The organism is Pseudomonas palleroniana, from assembly GCF_003031675.1.
Classification (GTDB): Bacteria; Pseudomonadota; Gammaproteobacteria; order Pseudomonadales; family Pseudomonadaceae; genus Aquipseudomonas; species Aquipseudomonas palleroniana.
Genome location: NZ_PYWX01000071.1, coordinates 61,250 through 84,755, shown reverse-complemented (window position 1 = coordinate 84,755; position 23,506 = coordinate 61,250). Strand labels below are relative to the sequence as shown.

Annotated in this window: 25 protein-coding genes, 1 tRNA gene and 5 pseudogenes; 21 read left to right on the top strand and 10 right to left on the bottom strand. The window is 56.5% G+C overall.

Going from position 1 to position 23,506, the window contains the following annotated elements; all coding sequences use genetic code 11:
* Positions 1–159 precede the first annotated feature (159 nt).
* Positions 160–888 carry a response regulator transcription factor gene (locus C9383_RS24820; RefSeq protein WP_090370289.1) on the top strand — a complete coding sequence of 243 codons (729 nt, stop codon included), beginning with the start codon at positions 160–162 and terminating at the stop codon, positions 886–888.
* Entirely contained in the window at positions 875–2,233 is a 1,359-nt protein-coding gene (locus C9383_RS24815) for a sensor histidine kinase (RefSeq protein WP_090370291.1), read from the top strand. Before C9383_RS24820 ends, C9383_RS24815 begins: the two co-directional genes overlap by 14 nt.
* 3 nt (positions 2,234–2,236) lie before the next feature.
* Here the strand turns inward: C9383_RS24815 and C9383_RS24810 are convergent, their stop codons facing one another.
* Positions 2,237–2,752 (bottom strand): DUF2062 domain-containing protein, encoded by a 516-nt coding sequence (locus C9383_RS24810; RefSeq protein ID WP_090370293.1) that lies wholly within the window; start codon positions 2,750–2,752, stop codon positions 2,237–2,239.
* Positions 2,753–2,887: 135 nt separating this feature from the next.
* On the opposite strand from C9383_RS24810, the gene C9383_RS24805 reads away from it, so the two are divergent.
* From C9383_RS24805 to murB, 8 genes are all read left to right on the top strand, one after another.
* A complete protein-coding gene (locus C9383_RS24805) occupies positions 2,888–5,113 on the top strand; it encodes a DNA internalization-related competence protein ComEC/Rec2 (RefSeq protein WP_090370295.1) in 2,226 nt (741 codons plus the stop codon).
* A gap of 109 nt (positions 5,114–5,222) precedes the next feature.
* A complete protein-coding gene (locus C9383_RS24800; protein WP_090370297.1) occupies positions 5,223–5,858 on the top strand; it encodes a MotA/TolQ/ExbB proton channel family protein in 636 nt (211 codons plus the stop codon).
* Positions 5,855–6,283 carry an ExbD/TolR family protein gene (locus C9383_RS24795; protein WP_060755623.1) on the top strand — a complete coding sequence of 143 codons (429 nt, stop codon included), beginning with the start codon at positions 5,855–5,857 and terminating at the stop codon, positions 6,281–6,283. Before C9383_RS24800 ends, C9383_RS24795 begins: the two co-directional genes overlap by 4 nt.
* Positions 6,283–7,293, top strand: coding sequence for a tetraacyldisaccharide 4'-kinase (gene lpxK / locus C9383_RS24790; protein WP_090370299.1), 1,011 nt, complete (start codon positions 6,283–6,285; stop codon positions 7,291–7,293). Before C9383_RS24795 ends, lpxK begins: the two co-directional genes overlap by 1 nt.
* A gap of 24 nt (positions 7,294–7,317) precedes the next feature.
* A complete protein-coding gene (locus C9383_RS24785) occupies positions 7,318–7,503 on the top strand; it encodes a Trm112 family protein (RefSeq protein WP_003174668.1) in 186 nt (61 codons plus the stop codon).
* On the top strand, positions 7,500–8,264 hold the full coding sequence (gene kdsB, locus C9383_RS24780) for a 3-deoxy-manno-octulosonate cytidylyltransferase (protein WP_090370301.1): 765 nt from the start codon (positions 7,500–7,502) through the stop codon (positions 8,262–8,264). Before C9383_RS24785 ends, kdsB begins: the two co-directional genes overlap by 4 nt.
* Positions 8,264–8,728, top strand: coding sequence for a low molecular weight protein-tyrosine-phosphatase (locus C9383_RS24775; protein ID WP_060755620.1), 465 nt, complete (start codon positions 8,264–8,266; stop codon positions 8,726–8,728). Before kdsB ends, C9383_RS24775 begins: the two co-directional genes overlap by 1 nt.
* Entirely contained in the window at positions 8,725–9,744 is a 1,020-nt protein-coding gene (gene murB / locus C9383_RS24770) for a UDP-N-acetylmuramate dehydrogenase (RefSeq protein WP_090370303.1), read from the top strand. The genes C9383_RS24775 and murB overlap by 4 nt, the downstream gene beginning before the upstream one ends.
* A 59-nt stretch (positions 9,745–9,803) precedes the next feature.
* Here the strand turns inward: murB and C9383_RS24765 are convergent, their stop codons facing one another.
* Positions 9,804–10,475: a Bax inhibitor-1/YccA family protein gene (locus C9383_RS24765; RefSeq protein ID WP_060755618.1), complete on the bottom strand. Its 672-nt coding sequence runs from the start codon at positions 10,473–10,475 to the stop codon at positions 9,804–9,806.
* 153 nt (positions 10,476–10,628) lie between these two features.
* Between C9383_RS24765 and C9383_RS24760 the strand changes: the two genes are divergently transcribed.
* Positions 10,629–10,719, top strand: a tRNA-Ser gene (locus tag C9383_RS24760).
* 115 nt (positions 10,720–10,834) lie between these two features.
* On the opposite strand, the pseudogene C9383_RS24755 reads toward C9383_RS24760, so the two are convergent.
* Positions 10,835–11,459, bottom strand: a pseudogene (locus C9383_RS24755) (tyrosine-type recombinase/integrase); the annotation flags it as partial.
* 68 nt (positions 11,460–11,527) lie between these two features.
* On the opposite strand from C9383_RS24755, the gene C9383_RS24750 reads away from it, so the two are divergent.
* Positions 11,528–12,010 (top strand): hypothetical protein, encoded by a 483-nt coding sequence (locus C9383_RS24750; protein ID WP_143038203.1) that lies wholly within the window; start codon positions 11,528–11,530, stop codon positions 12,008–12,010.
* A 77-nt stretch (positions 12,011–12,087) separates the two neighbouring features.
* On the opposite strand, the gene C9383_RS28270 is transcribed toward C9383_RS24750, so the two are convergent.
* Positions 12,088–12,621, bottom strand: a complete 534-nt coding sequence (locus C9383_RS28270) for a hypothetical protein (protein WP_159438934.1) — start codon at positions 12,619–12,621, stop codon at positions 12,088–12,090.
* On the opposite strand from C9383_RS28270, the pseudogene C9383_RS28775 reads away from it, so the two are divergent.
* Positions 12,555–12,731, top strand: a pseudogene (locus C9383_RS28775) (DUF7662 domain-containing protein); the annotation flags it as partial. The gene C9383_RS28270 and the pseudogene C9383_RS28775 overlap by 67 nt on opposite strands.
* Positions 12,732–12,818: 87 nt before the next feature.
* Positions 12,819–14,021 (top strand): HNH endonuclease, encoded by a 1,203-nt coding sequence (locus C9383_RS28070; RefSeq protein WP_143038204.1) that lies wholly within the window; start codon positions 12,819–12,821, stop codon positions 14,019–14,021.
* Positions 14,022–14,034: 13 nt separating this feature from the next.
* On the opposite strand, the pseudogene C9383_RS28325 reads toward C9383_RS28070, so the two are convergent.
* Positions 14,035–14,817: pseudogene (locus C9383_RS28325) on the bottom strand (nucleoid-associated protein).
* Between the two features lie 104 nt (positions 14,818–14,921).
* Here C9383_RS28325 and C9383_RS24735 point away from each other — a divergent pair.
* Positions 14,922–15,128, top strand: coding sequence for a hypothetical protein (locus tag C9383_RS24735; RefSeq protein WP_090370308.1), 207 nt, complete (start codon positions 14,922–14,924; stop codon positions 15,126–15,128).
* A gap of 27 nt (positions 15,129–15,155) precedes the next feature.
* On the opposite strand, the pseudogene C9383_RS28490 reads toward C9383_RS24735, so the two are convergent.
* The 3 genes and pseudogenes from C9383_RS28490 to C9383_RS24720 all read right to left on the bottom strand — a co-directional run bounded on the left by C9383_RS28490 (position 15,156) and on the right by C9383_RS24720 (position 16,134).
* Positions 15,156–15,451 (bottom strand): annotated as a pseudogene (locus C9383_RS28490) (hypothetical protein).
* Between the two features lie 15 nt (positions 15,452–15,466).
* Positions 15,467–15,607, bottom strand: a pseudogene (locus C9383_RS28770) (HNH endonuclease signature motif containing protein); the annotation flags it as partial.
* 287 nt (positions 15,608–15,894) lie between these two features.
* On the bottom strand, positions 15,895–16,134 hold the full coding sequence (locus C9383_RS24720) for a hypothetical protein (RefSeq protein ID WP_090370310.1): 240 nt from the start codon (positions 16,132–16,134) through the stop codon (positions 15,895–15,897).
* A gap of 539 nt (positions 16,135–16,673) precedes the next feature.
* Here C9383_RS24720 and C9383_RS24710 point away from each other — a divergent pair.
* Both C9383_RS24710 and C9383_RS24705 read left to right on the top strand, forming a co-directional pair.
* Positions 16,674–17,666 (top strand): PAS domain-containing protein, encoded by a 993-nt coding sequence (locus C9383_RS24710; RefSeq protein WP_090370314.1) that lies wholly within the window; start codon positions 16,674–16,676, stop codon positions 17,664–17,666.
* 252 nt (positions 17,667–17,918) lie between these two features.
* Positions 17,919–18,971, top strand: coding sequence for a DUF1176 domain-containing protein (locus C9383_RS24705; RefSeq protein WP_090370316.1), 1,053 nt, complete (start codon positions 17,919–17,921; stop codon positions 18,969–18,971).
* 369 nt (positions 18,972–19,340) lie between these two features.
* Here C9383_RS24705 and C9383_RS24700 read toward each other — a convergent pair whose 3' ends face one another.
* Positions 19,341–19,583 (bottom strand): hypothetical protein, encoded by a 243-nt coding sequence (locus tag C9383_RS24700; RefSeq protein ID WP_090370318.1) that lies wholly within the window; start codon positions 19,581–19,583, stop codon positions 19,341–19,343.
* A 382-nt stretch (positions 19,584–19,965) separates the two neighbouring features.
* Here C9383_RS24700 and C9383_RS24695 point away from each other — a divergent pair, with 382 nt between their 5' ends.
* From C9383_RS24695 to C9383_RS24685, 3 genes are all read left to right on the top strand, one after another.
* Complete coding sequence (locus tag C9383_RS24695) at positions 19,966–20,778, top strand: hypothetical protein (protein ID WP_143038205.1); 813 nt, start codon at positions 19,966–19,968, stop codon at positions 20,776–20,778.
* 353 nt (positions 20,779–21,131) lie between these two features.
* The gene (locus tag C9383_RS24690) at positions 21,132–21,641 is read left to right on the top strand and encodes a GNAT family N-acetyltransferase (protein ID WP_090370322.1); all 510 of its coding nucleotides are present in this window, start codon (positions 21,132–21,134) and stop codon (positions 21,639–21,641) included.
* Between the two features lie 384 nt (positions 21,642–22,025).
* Positions 22,026–22,430 carry a YybH family protein gene (locus C9383_RS24685; RefSeq protein ID WP_060755602.1) on the top strand — a complete coding sequence of 135 codons (405 nt, stop codon included), beginning with the start codon at positions 22,026–22,028 and terminating at the stop codon, positions 22,428–22,430.
* 49 nt (positions 22,431–22,479) lie between these two features.
* Here C9383_RS24685 and C9383_RS24680 read toward each other — a convergent pair whose 3' ends face one another.
* Positions 22,480–22,905, bottom strand: a complete 426-nt coding sequence (locus tag C9383_RS24680) for a hypothetical protein (RefSeq protein WP_090370325.1) — start codon at positions 22,903–22,905, stop codon at positions 22,480–22,482.
* 183 nt (positions 22,906–23,088) lie between these two features.
* Here C9383_RS24680 and C9383_RS24675 point away from each other — a divergent pair, with 183 nt between their 5' ends.
* Positions 23,089–23,430 carry a hypothetical protein gene (locus C9383_RS24675; RefSeq protein ID WP_060755600.1) on the top strand — a complete coding sequence of 114 codons (342 nt, stop codon included), beginning with the start codon at positions 23,089–23,091 and terminating at the stop codon, positions 23,428–23,430.
* The last annotated feature ends 76 nt before the right edge of the window (positions 23,431–23,506 follow it).

Genomic DNA, 23,506 nt, shown 5'->3' with positions numbered 1-23,506 from the left:
CCGGCCCGCGCCACCTGCGCAGTGTAGCCATTTGCGCCGGGTGGATTCTCGTAAATTAATGACAGAGGGCAATCTTCGGGCCATTCGTCGCCGGCTGGCGATTGCCTGGCACCGTTTAATCTTGAATAATCAGTCATTGAGAATGACTTGCAGACGCTAATGAATCCCGCAGCCGTTGGCCCACCCAGTATCCTGACCATCGAAGATGACCCTGTATTGGGCGCCTATGTGCATGAGCACTTGGGACGTTGCGGTTTCCAGGTGACGTGGTGCCGGAATGGCCGGCAAGGTTTGCAGATGGCCCGTGACCAGGCGTTCGATGTGGTGTTGATGGACATCCTGCTGCCGGGCCTGGACGGTTTGTCGATCCTCACGCATTTGCGCCAGAGCCATGCGGTGCCCGTCATCCTGATGTCGGCCCTGGGCGCCGAGGCGGATCGCATCAGCGGCTTTCGCCTGGGAGCCGACGACTACCTGCCCAAGCCGTTCAGCATGATCGAGTTGCGCGTGCGCATCGAGGCGATCCTGCGCCGGGTCGCCCTGGACCGGCGCCCGCAGCCGGCCCTGATACCAGCGCGTGAAGACGTGCAGACCCTGCGCTTTGACGATGAACAGTGCGATGTCTTTCACCGGGAGCAATGGGGCGGGCTGACGCGCAGTGAGTACCGCCTGCTGGAAACCCTGCACCGTAATACCGAAGAGGTGCTCAGCAAGGCTTTCCTTTACCAGCATGTGCTACAGCGCGGCTATGCCCCGCACGATCGCAGCCTGGACATGCATATCAGCCAGATTCGTCGCAAGCTCAAGGCAATTGGCTACAGCGAGCGTGAAGTGCGCACCGTTTGGGGCAAGGGCTACGTATTAAGCGGTGCTGATGAAGGGCTTTGAACGCTTGCCCGGCAAGCACTCGCTGTTCTGGAAGCTCGCCTGCCTGTTGATCGCCTTCTGTTTGCTGATGATCTGGCTCAGTTGGTCCTGGGGCCAGTATCTGGAGGAGCAGAGCGCCAATGTGGCTGAAGAGTCCCGCGAGGTCCTGCGGGGTTACGCGGCGGGTGCCGAATTGGCCTGGAAGACGCAAGGCCATGCCGGTGTCGACGCGTGGCTGCAACTGATGGCCACGCGCGAGACCACCTGGATCGGTGTGATCGGCAAGGATTTGCAGTCCCTGAGCAGCACACCCTTGAGCGACAAGGAGAGCCAGCGCCTGACGTTTCTGCGGGGCCTGGAGTGGCCGGTCAGCCGACATGTCAAAGGGCTGCCCTGGCTCAAGATTCCGTTTCCGGTGGACCCCGGCGCAGGCTCGTTGGTGATCGAGCTGCCGCAACGCTTCATGCCCGGGCGTTATCAGCTGCTCTGGCGGGTGTTGACCAATGGCGTGATCCCCGGTTTGTTTACCTTGCTGTTGTGCGTGGGCCTCTATCGGCTGCTGATCATGCCCCTTAATCAATTGCGTGAGCAGGCTAACGCCTGGCGTGCTGACCAGTTGAATACGCGCATGTCCCGCGACGCCACCAGTCGCCAGGATGAGCTGGGCGAGTTGAGCCGGGCCTTTGATCATATGTCCGAGCGCTTGCAGGGCACTGTGGTGATACAACAACAGTTACTGCGCGATATGTCCCACGAGCTACGCACACCCTTGAGCCGCCTGCGCGTAGCCTGCGACAGTGAACAAGACCTGGCGCAACTGCGTGAGCGGTTAAGCCGCGAAATCGACGGCATGCAGCGCCTGGTGGAAGACAGCCTGCAACTGGCTTGGCTGGACAGTGAGCGCACGCCGTTGCCCAACGAAGATATCCAGATCCAGGCGTTGTGGGACATGCTGCGCGAAAACGCCTGCTATGAAAGCGCTTGGCCGGCATCGCGCTTGCCATGCCGCCTGGTGGATGACTGCTGGGTGCGCGGCAACCTGAATGCACTGGCCCAAGCGTTGGAAAATATCCTGCGCAACGCGATACGACATTCGCCTGCCCACGGGGTGGTGCAACTGGATGGCTATCGCGAAGGAGACTACTGGCATCTCTGGCTGGAAGACCAGGGCGGCGGCATTGATGAGCAAGACGTGGAGCGGATCTTTGCGCCCTTTACCCGTCTGGAGGGCTCACGCCCTGGCGACGGCGGTTTCGGCCTTGGCTTGAGCATCGCCCGCAACGCCGTGCAGCGCCAGGGCGGGCGTTTATGGGCGGAAAATACCGAGCAGGGCCTGCGTGTACATCTGCGCCTGCTGGCCCGCTAGCCTTCAGGTGCGTCGCTGTTTGCGCTTTTTCCACTGGTGGCCAACCCACCAGCGCCAGTACAGCATCGTCAGGCAATAGGCCAGAGCTCCCAACAACAGCCCGCACACGACTGAACCCAACAGAAACGGCTGCCACAGCGTGCTGAGCTGGCCGCTGATCCATTCCCAGGTCAGGTTATCGGGCAGGCTGCGTGGCGGCACGTTCATCAGCCAGGCGCCTGTCAGGTAAGTACCGACAAATACAAACGGCATGGTGATCGGGTTGGTCAGCCACACCAGGCTGACAGCGATCGGCATATTCGCGCGCACGCTGATGGACAGGGCGGCCGCCAACAGCATCTGAAAGGGAATCGGAATAAACGCGGCAAACAGGCCAACCGCCATGGCACGTGCGACGGAGTGTCGGTTCAGGTGCCAGAGGTTGGGGTCATGCAGCAACGTGCCGAGAAATCGTAAGGACTTGTGTTCCCTGATACTACTGGGATCGGGCATGTACCGTTTGAATAAGCGCCGTGGCATAAGGGGTCCCGGTCAATTCGAGGGGCAAGTATGCGCGCATTCTATAAACAGAAAATTCAGACTTTGTGACAAAACATCATAGGCTGCGCCGGACACCCAGCTAAGACTGAGTGGATCACTGGAAAAGGATGATCCATGAGAACAGGGATGTTCGCGCTCGCACTCGGTTTGCTGACGTTGCGCTGGTTGCCGGCACTGCCACCGGTCGGCGGGGTGTTGGCGATGCTGGTGCTGGCCTTGATGTTATTGCCGTGGCGCAGCTATCCACTGGCGTTCTTTCTGCTGGGCCTGAGCTGGGCTTGCATCAGCGCGCAGTGGGCGCTGAATGATCGATTGCTACCCGCGCTGGACGGGCAGACCCGCTGGGTCGAGGGCCGTGTCACCGGGCTGCCGCAGCAGACGAGCAGCGGCGTGCGCTTCGAACTCAGCGACAGTCGGTCGCGCCATGCGCGTTTGCCCAAGCGTATCCGGGTGTCCTGGCACGGTGGCCCGGCGGTACGCAGTGGCGAACGCTGGCGCCTGGCGGTGACGCTCAAGCGACCGTCCGGCCTGCTCAACTTTCACGGTTTTGACTATGAGGCGTGGTTGCTGGCCCAGCGCATTGGCGCCATTGCGTCTGTCAAGGACGGCCAGCGCCTGGCGCCGGCTCGCGATGCGTGGCGCGATCGCCTGCGCCAGCGGCTGATGAGTGTGGACATGCAAAATCGCCAAGGCGCCGTGACGGCGTTGGTGCTGGGGGACGGTTCCGGCTTGGATGCGCAGGATTGGCGGGTGCTGCAGGACACCGGGACCGTGCACCTGCTGGTGATTTCCGGCCAGCATATCGGTTTGCTGGCAGGGTTGATTTACGGCCTGGTGGCCGGGTTGGCGCGCTATGGTGGCTGGCCCCATGCGCTGCCGTGGCTGCCATGGGCATGCGGTTTGGCGTTTGCCGCCGCGCTGGGTTATGGCCTGCTCGCCGGGTTGGGTGTGCCGGTGCAGCGGGCCTGCATGATGGTCGCCCTGGTGTTGCTGTGGCGCCTGCGCTTCCGGCATTTGGGCGGCTGGTGGCCGTTGTTGCTGGCATTCAATGCGGTGCTGGTGTTCGAGCCCTTGTCCAGCCTGCAGCCGGGGTTCTGGTTGTCGTTTGCCGCGGTTGCGGTGCTGGTGCTGGCCTTCGGTGCACGTCTGGGGCCCTGGAGCGTCTGGCAGGCATGGACCCGGCCCCAATGGCTGATCGCCCTCGGGTTGTTTCCGGTGTTGCTGGTGCTCGGCCTGCCCATCAGCCTCAGCGCGCCGGTCGCCAACCTGTTTGCCGTACCGTGGGTCAGCCTGGTGGTTTTGCCCCTGGCGCTGCTGGGCACTGCGCTGCTAGGGGTGCCATTTGTCGGGGAGAACCTGCTGTGGCTGGCCGGTGGGGCACTGGATGGACTGTTCCAGGGTTTGACACTGTTGGCTGCGCGCGTGCCCGCCTGGATACCGGCCGAAGTGCCGTTGGGGTATTGGCTGGTGAGCCTCGTGGGTACCGTGGTATTGCTGCTGCCCAAGGGCGTGCCGTTCCGCTTGCTGGGTTGGCCGATGCTTCTGTTGGCAGTGTTTCCTCCCAGGGACCCGGTGCCCCATGGGCAGGTTGACGTGGTGCAACTGGACGTCGGCCAGGGCCAGGCATTGATTCTGCGCACCCGTCATCACAGCTTGCTCTACGATGCCGGCCCTCGATCCGGGATAATTGATTCAGGGGCGCGAGTGGTCTTGCCATCGCTGAAGAAACTCGGGGTCGAGCGGTTGGACATGATGTTGCTCAGCCATGCCGACGCCGACCATGCCGGCGGTGCGGTCGCGGTGGCCGAGGGGCTGCCCGTCGGCCGGGTAGTGGGTGGCGAGACCGAAGGGTTGCCGGATGTTCTCGCGGCTCAGCCCTGTATCAGCGGCGAGGCATGGGTGTGGGACGGTGTGTCGTTCGCGTTATGGCAATGGCCGGGTGCGCTCGACGGTAACCCCAGGTCATGTGTGTTACAGGTACAGGCCAATGGTGAGCGCATGCTGCTCACCGGCGATATCGACCGTGCGGCAGAACGGGCTTTTCTCGACACGCCGCTGGCGACGCCCACCGACTGGCTGCAAGCCCCCCATCATGGCAGCCGCAGTTCTTCCTCCTGGCCTTTCGTGCAACGGCTGGCACCCAAGTCGGTACTGATCTCCCGAGGGTGGGGCAATGCATTCGGCCACCCTCATGCGTCGGTAATGGAACGTTATCGGGCCATGGGCAGTCGGGTCTACGACAGCGCCGAACAGGGCGCGGTGCGTGTGCAATTGGGCGCCTTCAAGCCACCGGTGGTTGCGCGCAGTCAACGCCGTTTCTGGCGCGAACCGTTACCTTAGCCCAGTGTTATCAACGACCGGCACCTGCGACGGACGGGTCGCGGGGCGACGAACCCCGCCGCTGAACCTATATGGTAAAGTGGCGCACTTTTTCGAGGGGACATTCACTGTGTGGGAATTGGTCAAATCCGGTGGCTGGATGATGTTGCCGATCATTCTGAGCTCCATCGCCGCACTCGGCATCGTTGCTGAACGCCTGTGGACCTTGCGCGCCAGCCGCGTCACCCCCGAGCACTTGCTGGGGCAGGTCTGGGGCTGGATCAAGAACAAGCAACTCGACAAGGAAAAACTCAAGGAGCTGCGCGCCAACTCGCCCCTGGGGGAAATCCTCGCCGCCGGCCTTGCCAACTCCAAGCATGGTCGCGAGATCATGAAAGAGTGCATCGAAGAAGCCGCTGCCCGGGTCATTCATGAGTTGGAGCGCTACATCAATGCCCTCGGTACGATTGCCGCGATGGCGCCGTTGCTCGGCTTGCTGGGGACGGTGCTGGGTATGATCGACATCTTCAGCTCGTTCATGGGCTCGGGCATGACCACCAACGCCGCGGTGTTGGCCGGTGGTATTTCCAAGGCGTTGATCACCACGGCAGCGGGCCTGATGGTCGGTATTCCATCGGTGTTTTTCCACCGCTTCCTGCAACGGCGCATCGATGAACTGGTGGTCGGCATGGAGCAGGAAGCCATCAAGCTGGTGGAAGTGGTGCAGGGCGACCGCGATGTGGACCTGGTTGAGGGCAAAGCGTGAAATTTCGCCGCAAGCAACGGGAAAATGTCGATATCAACCTCGCGTCGCTGATCGACGTGGTGTTTATCCTGCTGCTGTTTTTTGTCGTCACCACCACTTTCACCCGGCAGACCGAGCTGCGGGTCGATCTGCCGGAAGCGGTCAGCGGCTCGCCGGCCGAAGATCAGCAGGTCAAGCAACTGGATATCGCCATCAGCGCCGATGGGGTGTTTTCGGTGAATAACCAGGTGCTGGAAAAGAACGACCTCAACAGCCTGATGGAAGCCTTGCAGAAGGAGTCCGGTGGCGACACCACGATGCCGCTGTCGATCAGTGCCGATGGCAAGACCCAGCATCAAGCGGTGATCACAGCGATGGATGCTGCCGGCAAATTGGGCTTCAGCCATTTGCGCATGTCCACCGTCGAGGCGGCGAGCGCACCCTGATGCCTTTATCCGATCGATTGCTCAAGGCCTGGTACGAGGGCCATCCGGCTCTCGCGCTGTTGCGGCCGCTGGAGTCCTTGTATCGCCGAGTGGTGCAGCGCAAGCGTGCACGGTTCCTGGCGGGTGAGGGCGACATCTACCAATCACCGGTGCCGGTGGTGGTGGTCGGTAATATCACCGTGGGCGGCACGGGCAAGACGCCGTTGATCCTGTGGCTGATCGAGCACTGTCGGCGCAGTGGTTTGCGCGTGGGGGTCGTCAGTCGTGGATACGGTGCCAAACCGCCGCAATTGCCTTGGCGGGTCGACGCCGGCCACAGCGCCGAGGTGGCGGGTGACGAACCGTTGTTGATCGTGCAGCGGTGCGGCGTCCCGTTGATGATCGACCCTGATCGCAGTCGCGCCGTGAAGGCGTTACTGGCCAGTGAAACCCTGGACCTGATCCTTTCAGACGATGGAATGCAACATTACCGCCTGGCCCGCGACCTGGAGCTGGTTTTGATCGATGCTGCGCGGGGGCTTGGCAACCGCCGTTGCCTGCCTGCCGGGCCGTTACGCGAGCCCGTGGAGCGTCTGCAGGGGGTGGATGCGTTGCTTTACAACGGCGCCGTGGCGGATCGTGACGACGGCTTTGCCTTCCGCCTGATGCCCACCACGTTGATCAACCTGAATACAGGCGAACGCCAGCCGATCGATTATTTTCCGCCGGGCCAGGCGGTGCACGCGGTCGCCGGCATCGGCAATCCGCAACGTTTCTTCAATACCCTTGAAACGCTACACTGGCAGCCGATACCCCATGCATTTGCCGACCACGCGCCCTATAGCGCCGAGGTTTTGAATTTTACGCCGTCATTGCCGCTGGTCATGACCGAAAAGGACGCGGTGAAGTGCCGCGCCTTTGCCCAGCCTGACTGGTGGTACCTTGCGGTGGATGCGGCGCCGTCGCCGGCGTTTGTCGCCTGGTTCGACACGCAACTGATGCGCCTGCTGCCCGACCGTCTCTTGCCTTAAAACGCTTCTTTCCAGGAAACCTTCATGGACACCAAATTGCTCGACATCCTCGCTTGCCCGATCTGCAAAGGCCCGCTCAAGCTCAGCGCCGACAAAACCGAGCTGATCAGCAAAGGTGCTGGCCTGGCTTACCCGATCCGTGATGGCATCCCGGTCATGCTGGAAAGCGAAGCCCGCACCCTGACGACCGATGAGCGCCTGGATAAATGACCACTGCCTTTACCGTTGTCATTCCTTCGCGTTATGCATCGACCCGCCTGCCGGGCAAGCCGCTGCAAATGATCGGCAACAAACCGATGATCCAGCTGGTATGGGAACAGGCCAGTAAAAGCAGCGCCGAACGCGTGGTGGTGGCGACCGACGACCCGCGTATCATCGCGGCCTGCCAAGGCTTTGGCGCCGAAGCGGTGTTGACCCGCGAAGACCATAACTCCGGCACCGACCGCCTGGCCGAAGTGGCCACGCAGCTTGGCCTTGCGCCCGATGCCATCGTGGTCAACGTGCAAGGTGATGAGCCGTTGATTCCGCCCAGTGTGATCGACCAGGTGGCGGCCAACCTGGCAGCCCATGGCGAAGCCCGCATGGCCACCCTTGCCGAACCCATTGAAGACATCGACACCCTGTTCAATCCGAACGTGGTGAAAGTGGTCAGCGATATCAATGGCCTGGCACTGACCTTCAGCCGTTCGACCTTGCCCTGGGCACGCGACGCCTTCGCCCGGCAGCCGGATGTATTGCCGCAGGGCGTGCCGTACCGTCGCCACATTGGCATTTACGCCTACCGTGCCGGTTTCCTGCATGACTTCGTCAATTGGGGCCCGTGCTGGCTGGAAAACACCGAGTCCCTGGAGCAACTGCGTGCTCTTTGGCATGGCGTGCGCATCCATGTGGGCGATGCCCTGGAAGCACCGCCTGCTGGTGTCGATACCCCTGAAGATCTTGAGCGCGTCCGTCGCCTGCTGGGGGCGTGATGGAAGTTCTGTTTGTCTGCCTGGGCAATATCTGCCGCTCGCCGACTGCCGAAGGCGTACTGCGCCACAAATTGCGCGAAGCGGGGCTGGCAGGGCAGGTTGAGGTGGCATCGGCCGGTACTGGCCACTGGCATGTGGGCAATCCCCCTGACCAGCGTAGCCAGCGCGCGGCGTTGGCACGGGGTTATGACTTGTCGGCCCAGCGTGCCCAGCAGGTTTCACGCGCCGACTTTGAGCGTTATGACTTGATCCTGGCCATGGACCACAGCAACCTGCGCAACCTCAACCTGTTGCAACCGGGCCAGGGCAGGGCGCAAGTGGATTTGTTCCTGCGCCGGTATGGCGCCGAGGTCGATGAAGTACCGGATCCTTACTATGAAGGCGAACAAGGGTTTGAACGGGTCCTGGACCTGATCGAGCGAGCCTGCGATTTATTGGTCATTGAATTAAAGGGGCGGTTATGACCTTGCAAGTGCTTGCGCAGGTATCGCTCAAGCCATTCAACAGCTTCGGCATTGATGTGCGTGCGCAACTGTTTGCCGAAGCCCGCAGCGATGCGGATGTCCGTGAAGCACTGGCCTATGCTGGCGCGCACGCGGTGCCGTTGCTGGTGATCGGTGGCGGCAGCAACTTGCTGTTGACCCGCGACATTCCTGCCTTGGTCTTGCGTATGGCGACCCAGGGTATCCGGGTGTTGCACGATGACGGTGTGCACGTGGTGGTGGAAGCCGAGGCCGGGGAGGTCTGGCACCCCTTTGTGCTGTGGACCCTGGAGCAGGGTTTTTGCGGCCTGGAAAATCTCAGCCTGATCCCTGGCACCGTCGGTGCGGCCCCGATGCAGAACATCGGCGCCTACGGCGTGGAGATCAAGGACGTATTTGCCGGCCTGACGGCCCTGGATCGTCATACCGGCGAACTACGGGAGTTCAGTCTGGACGAATGCAACTTCGCCTACCGCGACAGCCTGTTCAAGCACGAGACCGGGCGCTGGCTGATCTTGCGAGTGCGTTTTGCCCTCAGCCGAACCCAGCACCTGAAACTCGACTACGGCCCAGTGCAACAGCGCCTGGCCGCGCAGGGGATCATCGAGGCCACGGCCAGTGACGTCAGTCGTGCGATCTGCAGCATTCGCCGCGAGAAACTGCCCGACCCGGCGGTGCTTGGCAACGCTGGCAGCTTCTTCAAGAACCCGCTGGTGTCCCAGGCATTGGCCGCAGAGCTACAAGCGCGCTACCCGGACCTCGTGGCATACCCCCAGGCCGATGGGCAGATGAAGCTCGCCGCCGGCTGGCTGATCGACAAAGCCGGCTGGAAGGGCTTTCGGGAGGGCGATGCGGGCGTGCACAAGATGCAGGCGCTGGTGCTGGTCAACTATGGCACGGCCACCGGACAGGACATTGCGAACCTGGCATTGCGTATCCAGCAGGATATTGCTGAACGCTTCAAGGTCGAGTTGGAGATGGAACCCAACCAGTATTGAGCCTGAAACAAATATGCCCCGTATCTTGCGATACGGGGCATTTTTTTGGGTGCTAACAATCAGTCATCGCGACCCATGATGCCGAAGATCTGCAACAGGCTGATGAACAGGTTGTAGATCGACACATACAGGCTGATGGTCGCCATGATGTAGTTACGCTCACCGCCGTGGATGATGGCGCTGGTCTGGAACAGGATGCACACGGAGGAGAACAGCACAAAACCTGCGCTGATCGCCAGTTGCAAGCCGCTGATCTGGAAGAACATGCCCGCTACCACGGCCGCCAGCAGCACGAAGAAACCTGCGGTAATGAAACCACCCAGGAAACTCATGTCCTTGCGGCTGATCAACACATAGGCCGACAGACCACCAAATACCAGAGCCGTCATGGCAAACGCCGAGCTGACCACTTCAGCGCCGCCGGCCATGCCCAGGTAACGGTTCAGGATCGGGCCGAGAATAAAGCCCATGAAACCGGTCAAGGCAAACGCAGAGACCAGGCCCCAGGCCGAGTCACGCAGCTTGTTGGTCAGGAAGAACAGGCCATAGAAGCCGATCAGCACGACAAAGATATTGGGGTAACCCACCCGCATCTGCTGCGCCACATACGCCATCACGCCGCTGAATGCGAGGGTCAGGGCGAGCAAGCCATAGGTGTTGCGCAACACGCGGCTGACTTCAAGCTGCTCAGCCTGCGCGTTGCCATTCACTGCGTAATTCTGTTCGCGCATGGCGACACTCCTTCAGTTTTGAAACGTTCAGTCGCAAAGATCATAACAGACGCTCTGTAACAAGCTATGGCGAGAGTTTGACAGTGTGTTTCATTCGGGTATTATGGCGCCCGCTGACGCAGGAAGGGCTACTATTGTTCCTGTGGCGCAAAAGGGAAATTGGCAGAGTGGTTGAATGCACCGGTCTTGAAAACCGGCGAACGTTAATAGCGTTCCCAGGGTTCGAATCCCTGGTTTCCCGCCAACATTCAGACGAAAGCCTCGCGAAAGCGGGGCTTTTGTGTTTCTGGGCGTTGGCTGTCGCGGGCTGGTGTTTGCTCGGCGTTCCATAACTATTATGGAACCGTTCCAGAACTTTTCTATTTTGACGGCTTCGCAGTGGCGCCGAGCCGTCTGTAAACGCGCTTTGTGATTTCCTGATTGCTATGACCAAGCAGCAGGCTTGCGTCGCCGATATCCACGATTTCCGATGCCGCTTTGGGTCGAATATCTCGGAACTGAAACCCACTGATCTTTGCAGCGAGCGTCGGATCTCCTTGTTCGATAGCTTTCTCGCAAGCCATCTCTCGTGCCTTATCCCAGGCGCAACATCCCCTTCGTCATCCTTTTCCCATGCTTGTTGATCAGCAGATATTTTGAAGGGTGGGCGGCATTCCTCTCTGAAATTTCCCGAACTAGCCTTCCCAGGCTGTTTTCCCCTTCCTTTGTGCGCATCAAGATCCTGAGCTTAAGCCCCGTTTTTCCCTGTGTGACCAGGAAGTAATCACCATCCACGTCGTCACTGCGCATGGCGATCACGTCAGCCGGGCGTTGACCGGTGAGGTAGCCCAGATCCATCGCTTCCCTGAGTTCAGGCCCAGCCATCCCGTACACCGCATCCCAAACCACGGCATTGGCATAGTAGTCGCGTGGCGTCTCCTTGTTCTTTCTTACCCCCTGACAGGGGTTCTCGCGCTGGGTGAGCCCCCACTCCCGGGCTATGTTGATTCACAGCGTTATATATAGGCGGCGCAATTTTGATTATGGGGGCGCGATTCGATGAGCTGATAAAGTTGGAATTGAATGCAATCGGGGATTTGTCAGCTGGGGTGTTTGGTCCAGTCGCTTTTCTGTGGTTGGTTTTGGGTTACGTACAGCAGGGTAGAGAACTAAAAATAAGCTCTAAAGCGCTCCAAATGCAGGCGACTGAATTGAAAGATTCAGTCGACCAACAGAAGGCTCTTGTCGAAGCACAGCAAGAAAATTTGCGCCATTACGAACGATCGCTTGAACCTCTATTGGAGCTTAAATATTTAGGTGCCCTCCAGATACAAGGGGACTGGATGGAGAATTTTGAAATTAGAAACTTTGGAAATTATTGTGATGGAGTAGTTGTTCACCTGAGTAGTGATGGTGTTGATAGATATCCTATGCATTTAGAGCCCCTACACAGGGATGTTGTTAGAGGGTTCTTTTTGGATGATTTGAGTGGCATTTTTCAAAAATATGAACTTGAAGTTAGTTATAGAAAGGTAAGTGGCCTAAAAGGCGTTTAGGTCTTCGATATCTACTCAGAAGAATCTGATGAAGGTCACAGTGTTCGGATAAAAAAACGAGCATTTTAGTTTCCACGTTAGTAATCGTCGGGCCATGCCCGGGCGGTGGCGTGTGGTGAGGGATCAGCTAGAGTTGAATGGTCATTCACAAGGAGTTCAGAAAATGGCATGTCGAATTTGCAATGAACCAGCTGAGGACATTGCTCCACTTGGCGATTATCAGGATTGGAACTGCGCCGGATGTGGCCGGTATCGGATATCTGGAACTCTTCTGGCTGAGCTGGATGCAAATAAACAGAGCCTCGAGGTAGAGGCGACACGGATTTGGATTGCAACCAATCGGGCAACAGGTGACGTACCAAACCTTTCAACGTTCGCAGCAAAACAACACAACCTGATAAGGGGTTAGGCGTCGTGTGATTGGCGCTCTTCGGAGCGTCAGGGGGCGTTGGCGGGTGCCAGCGCTGCCATTGCGGCGCGCTGAGGCTGTTGCGGTTGGTAGATGATGTCAATATGCTTCCACCTTCAAACAAGGAGGTGAGCAGTGAGTAAATACGCGCCTTTAGCAGACTATCTGAAAGCCCAGGTCCAGGACTCTGTCCAACTTTCATTCGGTCAGATCGATGCGCTAGTCAATGGGCTGCCACCCAGTGCACGAAACCATGACGCTTGGTGGGCTAACTCGCGTACGGAGGACAGCCACACTTGGGCTCACCTTTGGATCGCTGCTGGCTGGGAATGTGAGTCGGTTGACAGGACAAATGAAACCGCAGTTTTTCACCGAACCTCAAATCGCTCGGCAAAGCCCATGCGGCGCTACTGGTGGGTTAATCATAAGCAAACTCATCTAGATGAGTACGCTGGGGGATATATTTGGTCTCCAAAAGAAAAGCGTAATGGTGTGGCCAACCAGACGTATCTGAACCTCACTCTCGTGAGTCCCGGTGACGTAGTAATTTCGTATGCGGATGGGCTAATAAAGGCAGTAGGCGTTGCTTCGGATGCACACCGCGAAGAGCCTATCCCCGACAGTCATTGGCAGGCTGCTGAATACTGGCAAGCTCTTGGCTGGATGGTGCCGATCATGTGGGCCAGGTTGGATCATCCGATTTCTCCAAAATTACACTTAGATGCTTTAGCGGACCTTCTGCCAGAGAAGCATTCCCCATTACAGAAAAATGGCGATGGAAATCAGGGATGTTACCTCGCAAGTATTTCTCCAACATTAGGTGGAGTGATTCTGGGTCTGGTAGCGGATCGCGATTTGAAAGCGTTGACAACAATTCGGGTTACAGCTCCGTCACAAGTGAATGTGCCAGGGGAGGATCGCCGCCGTTTGCCTGCAGAGCAATTACGCAGTGTAACCCCTGAGTATATTTGGGAGGCAGTGCAAAGTTTGCTCCAGGGCGCGACCTCGGAGGAGTTTTGGCCGTCGATTGATTATGATTTGTTGGTTGATGAAGGGAAACGACTCGCACCGAAGCAGGTGTTTGGACTTGCTGCAACAGCCGCTCTAGGGTTCACTCTCAAGCCTCGCCACTTCACCGCGGGCAAGGGAACTGTTTGTTTCGAACTGCTGGAAGCAGCGGGTTACAAAATTGTCCCGAAAGGTGAGCCAGTTGAGGCGCTTGAAATACCCAATGACACAGAGGATAGAGAGTGGGCCGAGGGCCAAGTTAAGCTGGTGTATCACCTGAAACGTGAACGCTCACCGGGTTTGTCTAGAGCCAAGAAAGCTTCATTTATCAAGCAGCATGGCCGGCTTTTCTGCGAGGAGTGCGGAACAGATCCTATCGAAGCGTATGGCGATTTTGGTGTGGCTTGTATTGAAGTTCATCATGAGGCGATACAGGTCGCAGATATGGGCGAGCAGCACAAGACAACCCTCGATCAATTGCGCTGCCTGTGTGCCAACTGTCATCGTGTTCTGCATCGCAAATTGAAGGCTCAGATCGTTCACCCTACACCAGCTATCGCTGAGCCCGACGTTATGTCCGCAGTGCTCTGTTGATAGTTGGACTCAGCTATCTCGCAAAAAAAGAGCAAGCTGGTAGCATCTCGTTTCGGTGGGGTTTACCAGGCGGAAGGTTACGTAGAGAGAAACGGCTATTGGTCTTGCGGTCGCGATGCAGGTATGAGCCTGGGCCAAGTTCATCCTGGACACGGCAAAGCTCTTCAAATTGCTCCGGGAAGTCTTCTCGGATTGCTCGAAAGTAACCTTCGCCATCTTTCACACAGCCAATGAAATCGCGGAAATAATCGTTGAGCTTGCGTCCCTGCTTACCCTTCAGGTACGAGATGTACTGCTTCGACTGGCGGTTGGTCTGCCATTCGCTGATGTTGATGCGTGCGGCAAGGCGGATGAGGTCCAGGTCGAGGCGCTTCACCGTCATCAGTGCGAGCTCTTCGGTCATGGTGACCGCTTCGGTTTCCTGCACCAGGGCGATCACCAGGTAATCAGTCATGCCTTGCTAGTAGTGGCAGAAGAGGGTGTGCCCACCGGTGGTGAGGTTCGACTCTTCCATTAGTTTGGTCAGGTGTTCGACGGCAGTGGTGCTGAACGTCAGGAAGTAGGTAACGCCGGCCAGGTACTTGCCGAGCCAGCCGCTGAATGGGTAGGCACCTGATTCTTGATGGAAGAACCCCCAGCCCTTGCCGGCGGTGGCGTTGTAGCTTTCGTTGAGCTGGCTCATAAGGTCTTCGCGGGCCTGGCTTTCGACTTGCTCGGATGCGCCCAGGAACAGAATGGCCGGGCTGCCGTCGGGTTTTTTGTCGATCTTGTGGATGACACTGTGGCGAATGGGCATTGCGTTTACCTCAGGTAAGCGCCGCCCCCCGGTTAACGGATGCAGCATGGTGGGCAACAGGGGTTTAAGTTAAAGTTATGACGGTCTATCAAGGATGAAGCGGAATGAACAAGCTCAACGCAATAAACGCGTCAGTAAATCGTTTTCTCAGCCGTTTTTCTCGTAAGCAGTTCTTCTTGGTTTTCGCCGTAATCACTGCGGTCAACTACTGGCTGGCCTATAACGTCGCAGGCTACAAGTCGGTCTATCTGGCCATCGTCGGAGGTTTTGTCTTCGGCATGATGTTCGCGAAATTCGAGCCCAGTAAGTAATTTATAATCAAAATTTTGTCTATTGGTTCACTCGTCTTCGGCGTTCATCTGGAGCGATTCACCGAAACCTGTTTGCCGTAATTTGCGCGCCACGCTTTCGGATATCTCATAACCGTGGCGCTTAATTTCTAAAAGTGGCGATGACTTCTCGGCACCCGATGAATGTGGGTACCTGCGCTTCCACCTGATATCCATCCCGCACACCAGTTGTTCCGCCGAATGCTCCACCACTCCTGTTCCGCGTCTGCCTCGCTGATCTTTGGAGGCAACTGAGCGTCGTAACGCTCCTGGCATATCTTTAATGCTGCGTGCGAAAGCCTCATGTTCCGGTTGTTCTCGGTAATTGTTACGGCACGCAGGTTGGCGGCGCGATTATCCCGGCGATCGCCATTTATGTGGTCAATCTGCATTCCATCTGGGATAGGCCCGTGGAGCATCTTCCAAGCTAGCCGGTTGGTACGGAACTGATTTTCGCCCACTCGTATCACCTCGTAACCGTCGCTGTTCGACGATCCAGCTCGTTTGCCAGCGTACTTTCTGTTCCGAAGATCAAGAATTTCAGGCAGTTAACCTGATGGGACTGCCTGGTCTTCCAGTACATGGCACCGCTGGCAGGATCGTAATCGAGCAAGCAAACAACGTAGGAGCTGCTGGTATTCATCCACACCTCCAATCTGCTAGGTCGCAATAAAGAAAGCCCCGTTGGACGTTCGGGGCTTTCACCGATGCAGTTATTGCTCTGAGTCGAGGATTTTTGGCGGGGCCATCAGCGCCAGAACGCCGAGAGCCCCTGTCGAGAACGCCAGCGCTCACGATGGAAGCGCGATGGACCGGTTGGCAGGCCGTCATCAGGTGGCGGTTCTGACCGCGCATGGCTGAGCGCTGCGCCGATCAGGAACAGTTGGAGCATGGTGATCTCCGGTTGGGGTTGGTGATGCAGATGCCCGGTGCTGATCTCCGGGTTGGGTGTGAAGCCCTTGTGGATGATTGCACCTGACGGCAGCATCCTCATCAACCCATCGGCTGTTAAAGACGCCGCCGTATCAGTTGATTTTAAGAGTTCGAGCCCCCGAATCGCTTAGTGAATTCTTTCGGAGATAAAGCGACAGGTAGTAGTGCGCCGGGGAACGCTTTTTCCCAAATTGCCTTGAGTATGCTGTCACCATTTCCTGCTTGCACGGACCCGTGCATTGCCATGCCCAGAAAACCCTTAGTTAGGTCAGGGTTTACTTGAGCAAGGACGTGAGTCAGCGCGAGTAATCCGTTGGTAAGCTGCATAACAGCGTCATCGATTTGGGTTACAGATTGTTGAGTCACATTGACCTCCTGGTCATAAACGCGCCGATATTGGCGCTATCCCCGTCCTTGGGTTTGCAGGCGTAGGACTGGGAAATCCTTGCGCGTGGCAGAAGGCTACTACCCGGGGTGGTTGCAGGGTTACTGGCTTTCCATCCACACTGGATGGGTAAACAGACCTTACGATTGTAGTACCCTCTCAATTCCTCTAGTCTTGGACTCAACGGTTAGGGGCTAAGCTGGAAAACGATGCATAAACATGATGATGATATTCCTGTCGCCCACCCCGATCTTCAGAGTGCAATGCTCGATGCGACTCCTGACTGCATTAAAATTCTCGATCTGAACGGAACGCTATTGGCTATGAGTAACGCTGGGTGTCTGGCGTTGGGAGTGACAAAGTCTCAGGTTAAAGGAAGTTCTTGGGTGGCCCTTCTACCCACATCAGTTCATGACGCTGCCACCGAAGCTTTAGCTCAAGCTCTAAGTGGAAATACCGCTCGTTTTGCAGGGTATAGTGAGTGCTCCGGAAAAGTTACTTACTGGGATAACTTATTAACTCCCGCAGCTGATCAGACGGGGAAAGTGAGCTCGATCGTATGCGTTTCTCGGGATATTACGGAACAGACGTTGTTGCGGCGAGACCTAGATAGATCTCTCAAACGAGAGCAACTTCTTTCGGGCGAGATGCTTCATCGGATTAAAAATCTTTTCTCGGTTGTAAACGCAGTTGTGAGGATGTCCGATAGGGAAGCACGGTCCGTCGGTGGGGATGGTGGGTTGGCTAAAATTCTTACCGATAAACTGGGAGCATTAGCTCGCGCTTATGAGTCTGTGTTGGCTGGCCCGGAAATGTCGAACTCTGATATGAAAGCGTTCACGGGGTCAGTCTTGAACCCGTTTGGTTCGCAATGCAGGTTTATAGGCCCGCAACAGCAAGTTCCTCAGGAACTCTGTCAGACTCTCGCACTATTCCTTCATGAGCTGGCAACCAACTCTGTGAAACATGGCTCTTTGAGCAGCGCTGACGGAGAGGTTCATGTTTGCTGGTTTACTAAAGAAAAGTGCCTAACAATCGAGTGGCGCGAGATCGGCGGCCCTGCTGTAACAATTCCGACCAAGCAAGGGTTTGGTACGCATATGATTGATCGATTGGCAGAGTCGACTGGCGGTGCTATCGCACGAAATTGGGACCCAGCGGGTTTGCACGTTTCACTGAAGATTCCGTTAGGTAAAGCGTAATCTAACGCGCTGGGCTTTTTGCATTACCCGCACTGGGCTGAATGCCAGGACAGGATACAGAAACGCGGTGTGTGTTCGCCGTCAGCCCTAAGCGGACACTCACTATTGTTTGAATCTCCCCCGTTTGCATGCTGCCGCATGCAGTGTCGATTGTTGAATACGGCGATTTTATTGTGACTGACGGCCATTCAATAGGTATCAGCAAAAAACTCTGTCTTAATAGGCGCTTACTTGTATAAAGGCGTCTGTCTAATGATACGAAGCATTTTCATATTCCTTTTGGTGGCAGGCATTGGCTGTGTTCATGCTGCCGAGAAAGTCCCGTTGGCGCGCGACATCAAGGACTGGATTATCGGCTGTGATAACACACGAACATGCACGGCCATCAGTGCCGTGCAGGAGCGCGATGACACTGATTTTTCAACGTTCAGCATACGAGTCACACGTGAAGCTGGCCCGCAAGGCGCCTTGCATGTTGGGGTGTTCAGCTATACAGAAACGCGTGGCCAGCCAACACTTGATGACAAACCGCTGAAGTCTCAATTTGAGCCTGGCGAACTGAAAGAAGGCGATACCCCGGAAGTCTTTGCGCTAAATGGTGCATCAGCCCAAGCCCTGTTCACAGAGTTGCGCAACGGGAACTACCTGGTGCTGCCGGTAAAGGATGGCAAATCGTACGCATCGCTAAGCGGGATGAGTGCGGCGCTGTTGCTGATGGACTCGGTTCAAGGCCGGGTGGGCACGCAGGACGCATTGATCTCCAAGGGGCCGACGCCCGCCAGCAGCGTGCCGCCAGCCCCTGCCGCTCCGATAGCGCCAATTTGGCAGGCACCTGCCGCGCTGACTGCTGACAATGCAAAACAGATCGCGGATGCGGTGGTGATTGCCACGCGCAAGGACTGGCAAGAAGATCTGAATGAAGACATCTCGCCAAAAGCCAACGCCTACGCCTTGAGTTCAGATCAAGCACTAGTGATCATTGAAACCGGCTGCGGGGGCTACAACTGCTTCTACAGCATTTACCAAGCACCCTTGGACCACCCAGAGCAGGCGCGTGCAGCGCTGATCGCCGAAGTGCCCAACCTGCCGGAACGAGAACCCCAGGGCTTCGTAGAGTTTGATCCGGCCACGGGTGAACTTGGCAGTCAGGAAAGGGCGATGAGGATGGGCGGTTGTGGGACTACGCTGCGCTGGCGTTACGACGGTAACGGTTTCACGCTCACGCATGCGGCTGAAATGATCCCGTGCATGGGGCTGGATCAGGCTTATTGGCCTGTGCTGTGGCGTAGCCAGGGAAATCGGTGATGCTGGCGTATATCCCATAAAAGAGGTGGCCTGGCGGGAATGTGCCGATATCTTCCGGCTACCAGATATAGGGGCATTATTCAGGAAGCGAACAAGCGTGCTCAACACCATGGGGGGACGGGCTAATAATAGCCACGAGGTAAACATGAGCTGTCACTTACACTCAGAAACGGGCCCTGGGCTCCAAACCCTGTCGTACACACGTTCCCTGACCTTCTCGTCGAGCGGCGTCTTTAGGCCGATGTAGACGTCTCACCAATCGAGCAGGATCAATATTTGCTTGGTTACCTCTAAAGTTGCCACCAAAAGGCAGCTACGACCCAAAGCGGACGTCGAGGGCGAGCTTCTGAGAATGGTCGCTAAGACGATTTACGTGGAAAAGGTAAGCACTCTTGCCTCTTGAGTATCCGCTATGAACGCATTGACTTGCTCTTGCGGATGCGGGAAAAGCTCTGGGTATTCATCCGCAAGGTATTCAATGACTGCATCTTCTTCCCACGGGCCGAGCGAAGTCATGTAGTCAGGGTACTGATTTTGAATTTCTATCCATGATTGGTAAGGATGCTTGGAGAGCAACATGACTGTTCGGATGTAAATAATATGAATCTGCACGAATCTGATTCCGTATGTTGACGCTTGGGTGCCGCGAAGCGAGTTTAAACCCTCTTTAGCCTGCCTTCGCCTGAGGAAAAGTGGTGGGCCGGGCTTCCTCCTCTGGCCGATAGCTGTCTTTGAACTAGCCCAGCCCCGCGCTGGGCTTTTTGCATCTGGCGAAGGAGTAGGGCGTACTATCACTACGCGAGGCTTCGAGGTCGGTTGGTGAGTCATGCGGGAATGGCGCAGGAGGTGGTCCATTGCAACGATCCAGTACACTAGCTCTGGAGCTGCGAGTGACCAGATAAAAACGCAAGATGCCACTGCCCGCTGACATCTTGACAGGCTCCACAAACCGAAGGATAAGGCCGGTCGGTCTGCGTATTCTGCCCGGACATTCATGAAGGAAGTACGATTGAAACTGTGTCATTCAACACTGTTGCTCAGTCTTGCCTTATGCGCCGCTGTACAGGCCGCGCCGACGGCTGAGACTGAAGCAACCTTTCAGCATGCGCTGCATATTGCTGAAGACAACAAGCGACAGATGGATCTGATTGTCGAGCAGGAGCAACAGGGCAAAATCGACAAACGTGCGCTAACTGAAGCAATCCAGGAAGCGGCTAAAAAAGCTGAGACATTCGAGAGCGAACTGCGTAAAGCTAGCAGCGAGGGTCATGGCGTAGCCACTTACCTGCTGGCAACCCTAACAGAAGGCCGAAAGACAATTGGCCAAGACTACGCAATGAAGCATACAGAGGCCTGTGCGCTGTATCAGCGCGCCACAGATCAAGGCCTGCTGGCCAGCGCGGTAATGCAGTTGCGCGACTGTGACGTAGCGTATCAGCGTTTCAAGTTCAATGACCCTGAACTTCTGCGGCTTCGGGGACAACTACTCAAGGCGTTGGAGCGGCAAGATCCGTACTCCGACCATTACCCGTTGCCAGTGTTAAATTCGTACTGTTTCAAAGAGTCGAAGGAACCCCAGGTCAACCGTCAGCAGCCGCTGACCTCGCTGAGGGATCTCTACACCCCTGTGTTGCTGAGCCAGGAACAGTTTCGTGCCGATGGTTATTATCTGCTAGCGCTCAAGGGTGATATCGAGAATTCGGCAGCACGAAGCTATTTCAAGCAGGTGAAAGATCAGGCGCCGGACTGCCTCGATCCAGTCAATCTCAATATCATGTTCGAGCACATGGATCGAAAAAGCCATTGAGCTCAGTCTTGGCCCACCCATAATAACGCTAGCACCTGAAACAGATGCAACTGCAGGTTTTCTGGTTAGCTTTCAGGGGGGGACAGCTGTCCTTCGCCGATAACCAGGCTGGTTTGCCATCAAACCGATCGTGAAAGAGGCCAGCCCCGCGCTGGGCTTTTTGCATTACCCCTCATAGGGCTGGATGCCTGGCTAGGCAAGGGATACAGTCGTCATTTCAGGATGAAACTGGATTTTTAAAATAGCGTTGCGCTGTCGCGCTGGTTTGGCAGCTGGGATGTAGCTCTAGTGTCCACCTGACTTATTTAAAATTTAAGTCGCGAAGATTTTGATCGGTATTGGAGAGTTTCAGCATGATGGACCGCCTGATTTATAGAGTGCCGCAACCCTCTGATGTACCTCGGCTTTTCACAATTTATGGTGACCCACAAACCCATCTTTTCAACCCGGCGGGACCAATGAAGGACCTTGTCGAAGCACAGGACTTACTGAGTCGCTGGATCAGGCATTGGGACAAGCATTCGTACGGTACCTGGGCTATTGCAAGAGCTGCTGCGCCGGAGCACGTCATAGGGTTTGGTGGCATTTCCATCCACGATTACCTGGCTGAACAGCGCGTCAACTTGGGTTATCGCTTCGCTGTCGAAGCCTGGGGTAAGGGCTATGCAACCCAACTCGGAAGAGATTCATTGAAATATGCATTTGAAGAGCTTTGTTTGCCCGAAGTTTTCGGGCTAGTCAGGCCAGATCATTTTGCGTCTATCCGGGTGTTAGAGAAAATTGGGATGCAACTCTTTGAGCGGTTGGATGATGTCCCTGGCAAAGCGCCGAGTTTGGTGTTTAAAGCGCTGCAAGGTGTCTAGAGAATCCGGGGCGATTCAACCCTTCGCAAAAGGCGAGCATGACTGGCTGATTGCCCAGGCTGCAACTTCATGCACTGTATGGGTTTCGAGCGCGGGCGCACAATAATCAGAGTTATCGGGTGAGGCCTTTGGTTGCTGGCGAGAGCTTGATGCCTATCGCCGTGAATGACGTTACCAGTCTTTGGAAACTCCGATCAGGCCGTATCGGTTGATTTTTTCGGTCTTACACGGCAAATTCATGCCATGAACAGACACCGTTTCCGTTGCGCCAACCCAATTATTACCACCTTCACCTAGGTGGTGGGACTGCGCACGATTGCCGAACCCCGCCTCAGATGCGGGGTTTTTCATGCCTGCTTCCGAGGCTCACTCAGGAGCACAGGAATGGACGCACTGACCCGAACTCTCAAGGAAACTATCGAAGCCGCTGATCGAGCCATCACTGCCGAAGACTTCGAAGAGCTGATGAAGTTTTATGCGGATGACGCAAGTCTCGTGGTTAAACCAGGGCTGACAGTCACAGGCAAAGACAGCATCCGCCGAGCATTTGTCGCCATTGCGGAGCACTTCAATCACAGTATCGTTGTCACGCAGGGGGAAATGCAGGTTATACAGGGAGGTGACGTCGCTCTCGTTATCATGGAGACCCTGTTACAGGCCACGGATAAGGCCGGTGTGAAAACCGAGATCTCGCGCAGGGCAACCTACGTGTTTCGACAATTCTCGGAACAGTGGCTATGCGTAGTGGACAATTCTTATGGGACGGCGCTACTGGATAGCGTCGTCTGATCGTAGGGCATCCCCACGCTGGGCTTTCTGTGTCTGGTATTTCGAAATCTCAGCGAACCCAAAGCCAAATGGCTACCAGACCAAGCGCTGTGCCTAGCGTCACCCAAGCAAAAGCGATTGGCGCCTCATATGCTTTTCTCGACGATGTCGCTATGGCGAGCAATGCTCCGATGAGGATGCCCGGAAAGCTGAAGAGGTAAAAAAGCCAAGCCATGGCTTCCGTAGCCCAGATGTCGAAAAGGTACAAGTACAGCGCCATGGTGATAGCTATACCGCCCAGCGTCCCCCGTGACGCTTTGCATAGCAGCGTGATGCAAAGAACTGCCGCCTGTGGTAACCAGTAACCCGCGAAATTATCCAGGAAATACTCGTTTTTAGGGCTTATGTAGGCTGCAACGGCGAGGCCCAGCGCAATACCCATTAGGGCCACGGATGTGTCAGTGGATCGTGGTGCGTTTTTTTTCGCCAAACTCATTCCTTGATCCTTGTCGCGGGCTGAAAGCTGCCGGGTGTCCATGGGCTTTGCGAAAAATATAAACCGTTCAGTGTAATCAAGACTAGGAAGACTAAACCCGTTCCCCTGTGACTGGCATTCCATCCACGCTGGATGGCTGGTCAGGTACGCGCTACAGTCGATGTTTTCCTGGGGAGGATAACAATGAAAGTCTGGCTGCCTTTGATCGCGGCAATCATGCTCGTCGGTTGTGCGGATAGCGGACCGATAAAGGTCGGTCCTGATACCTATACGATTTCAACCCGAGTGGCGTTGGGCGGTCCGGCGTCTGCAAAAGGTCAGGCGCTTAAAGAGGCGAACGTGTTCTGCGAGTCGCAAGGTCGTGAGATTCTTCTGGATCATATGCAAGCGAGTGAATGCGCATTGCACGGTGGTTGCGGCGAGGCGGAGATTTTTTTCTTCTGCATGGCAAAGGGCGACCCGCAACTTAAGCGCCAAAGATACAGCCCTGACCCAACGCAAAAGATTGAAATAGATCAACGCTGATTTTTGATTGGATCGCAGTCACTGTGCGTGGCGATGCTGCTATTTCGCCAAACCTGGGATGGAGCGACATGCAGAT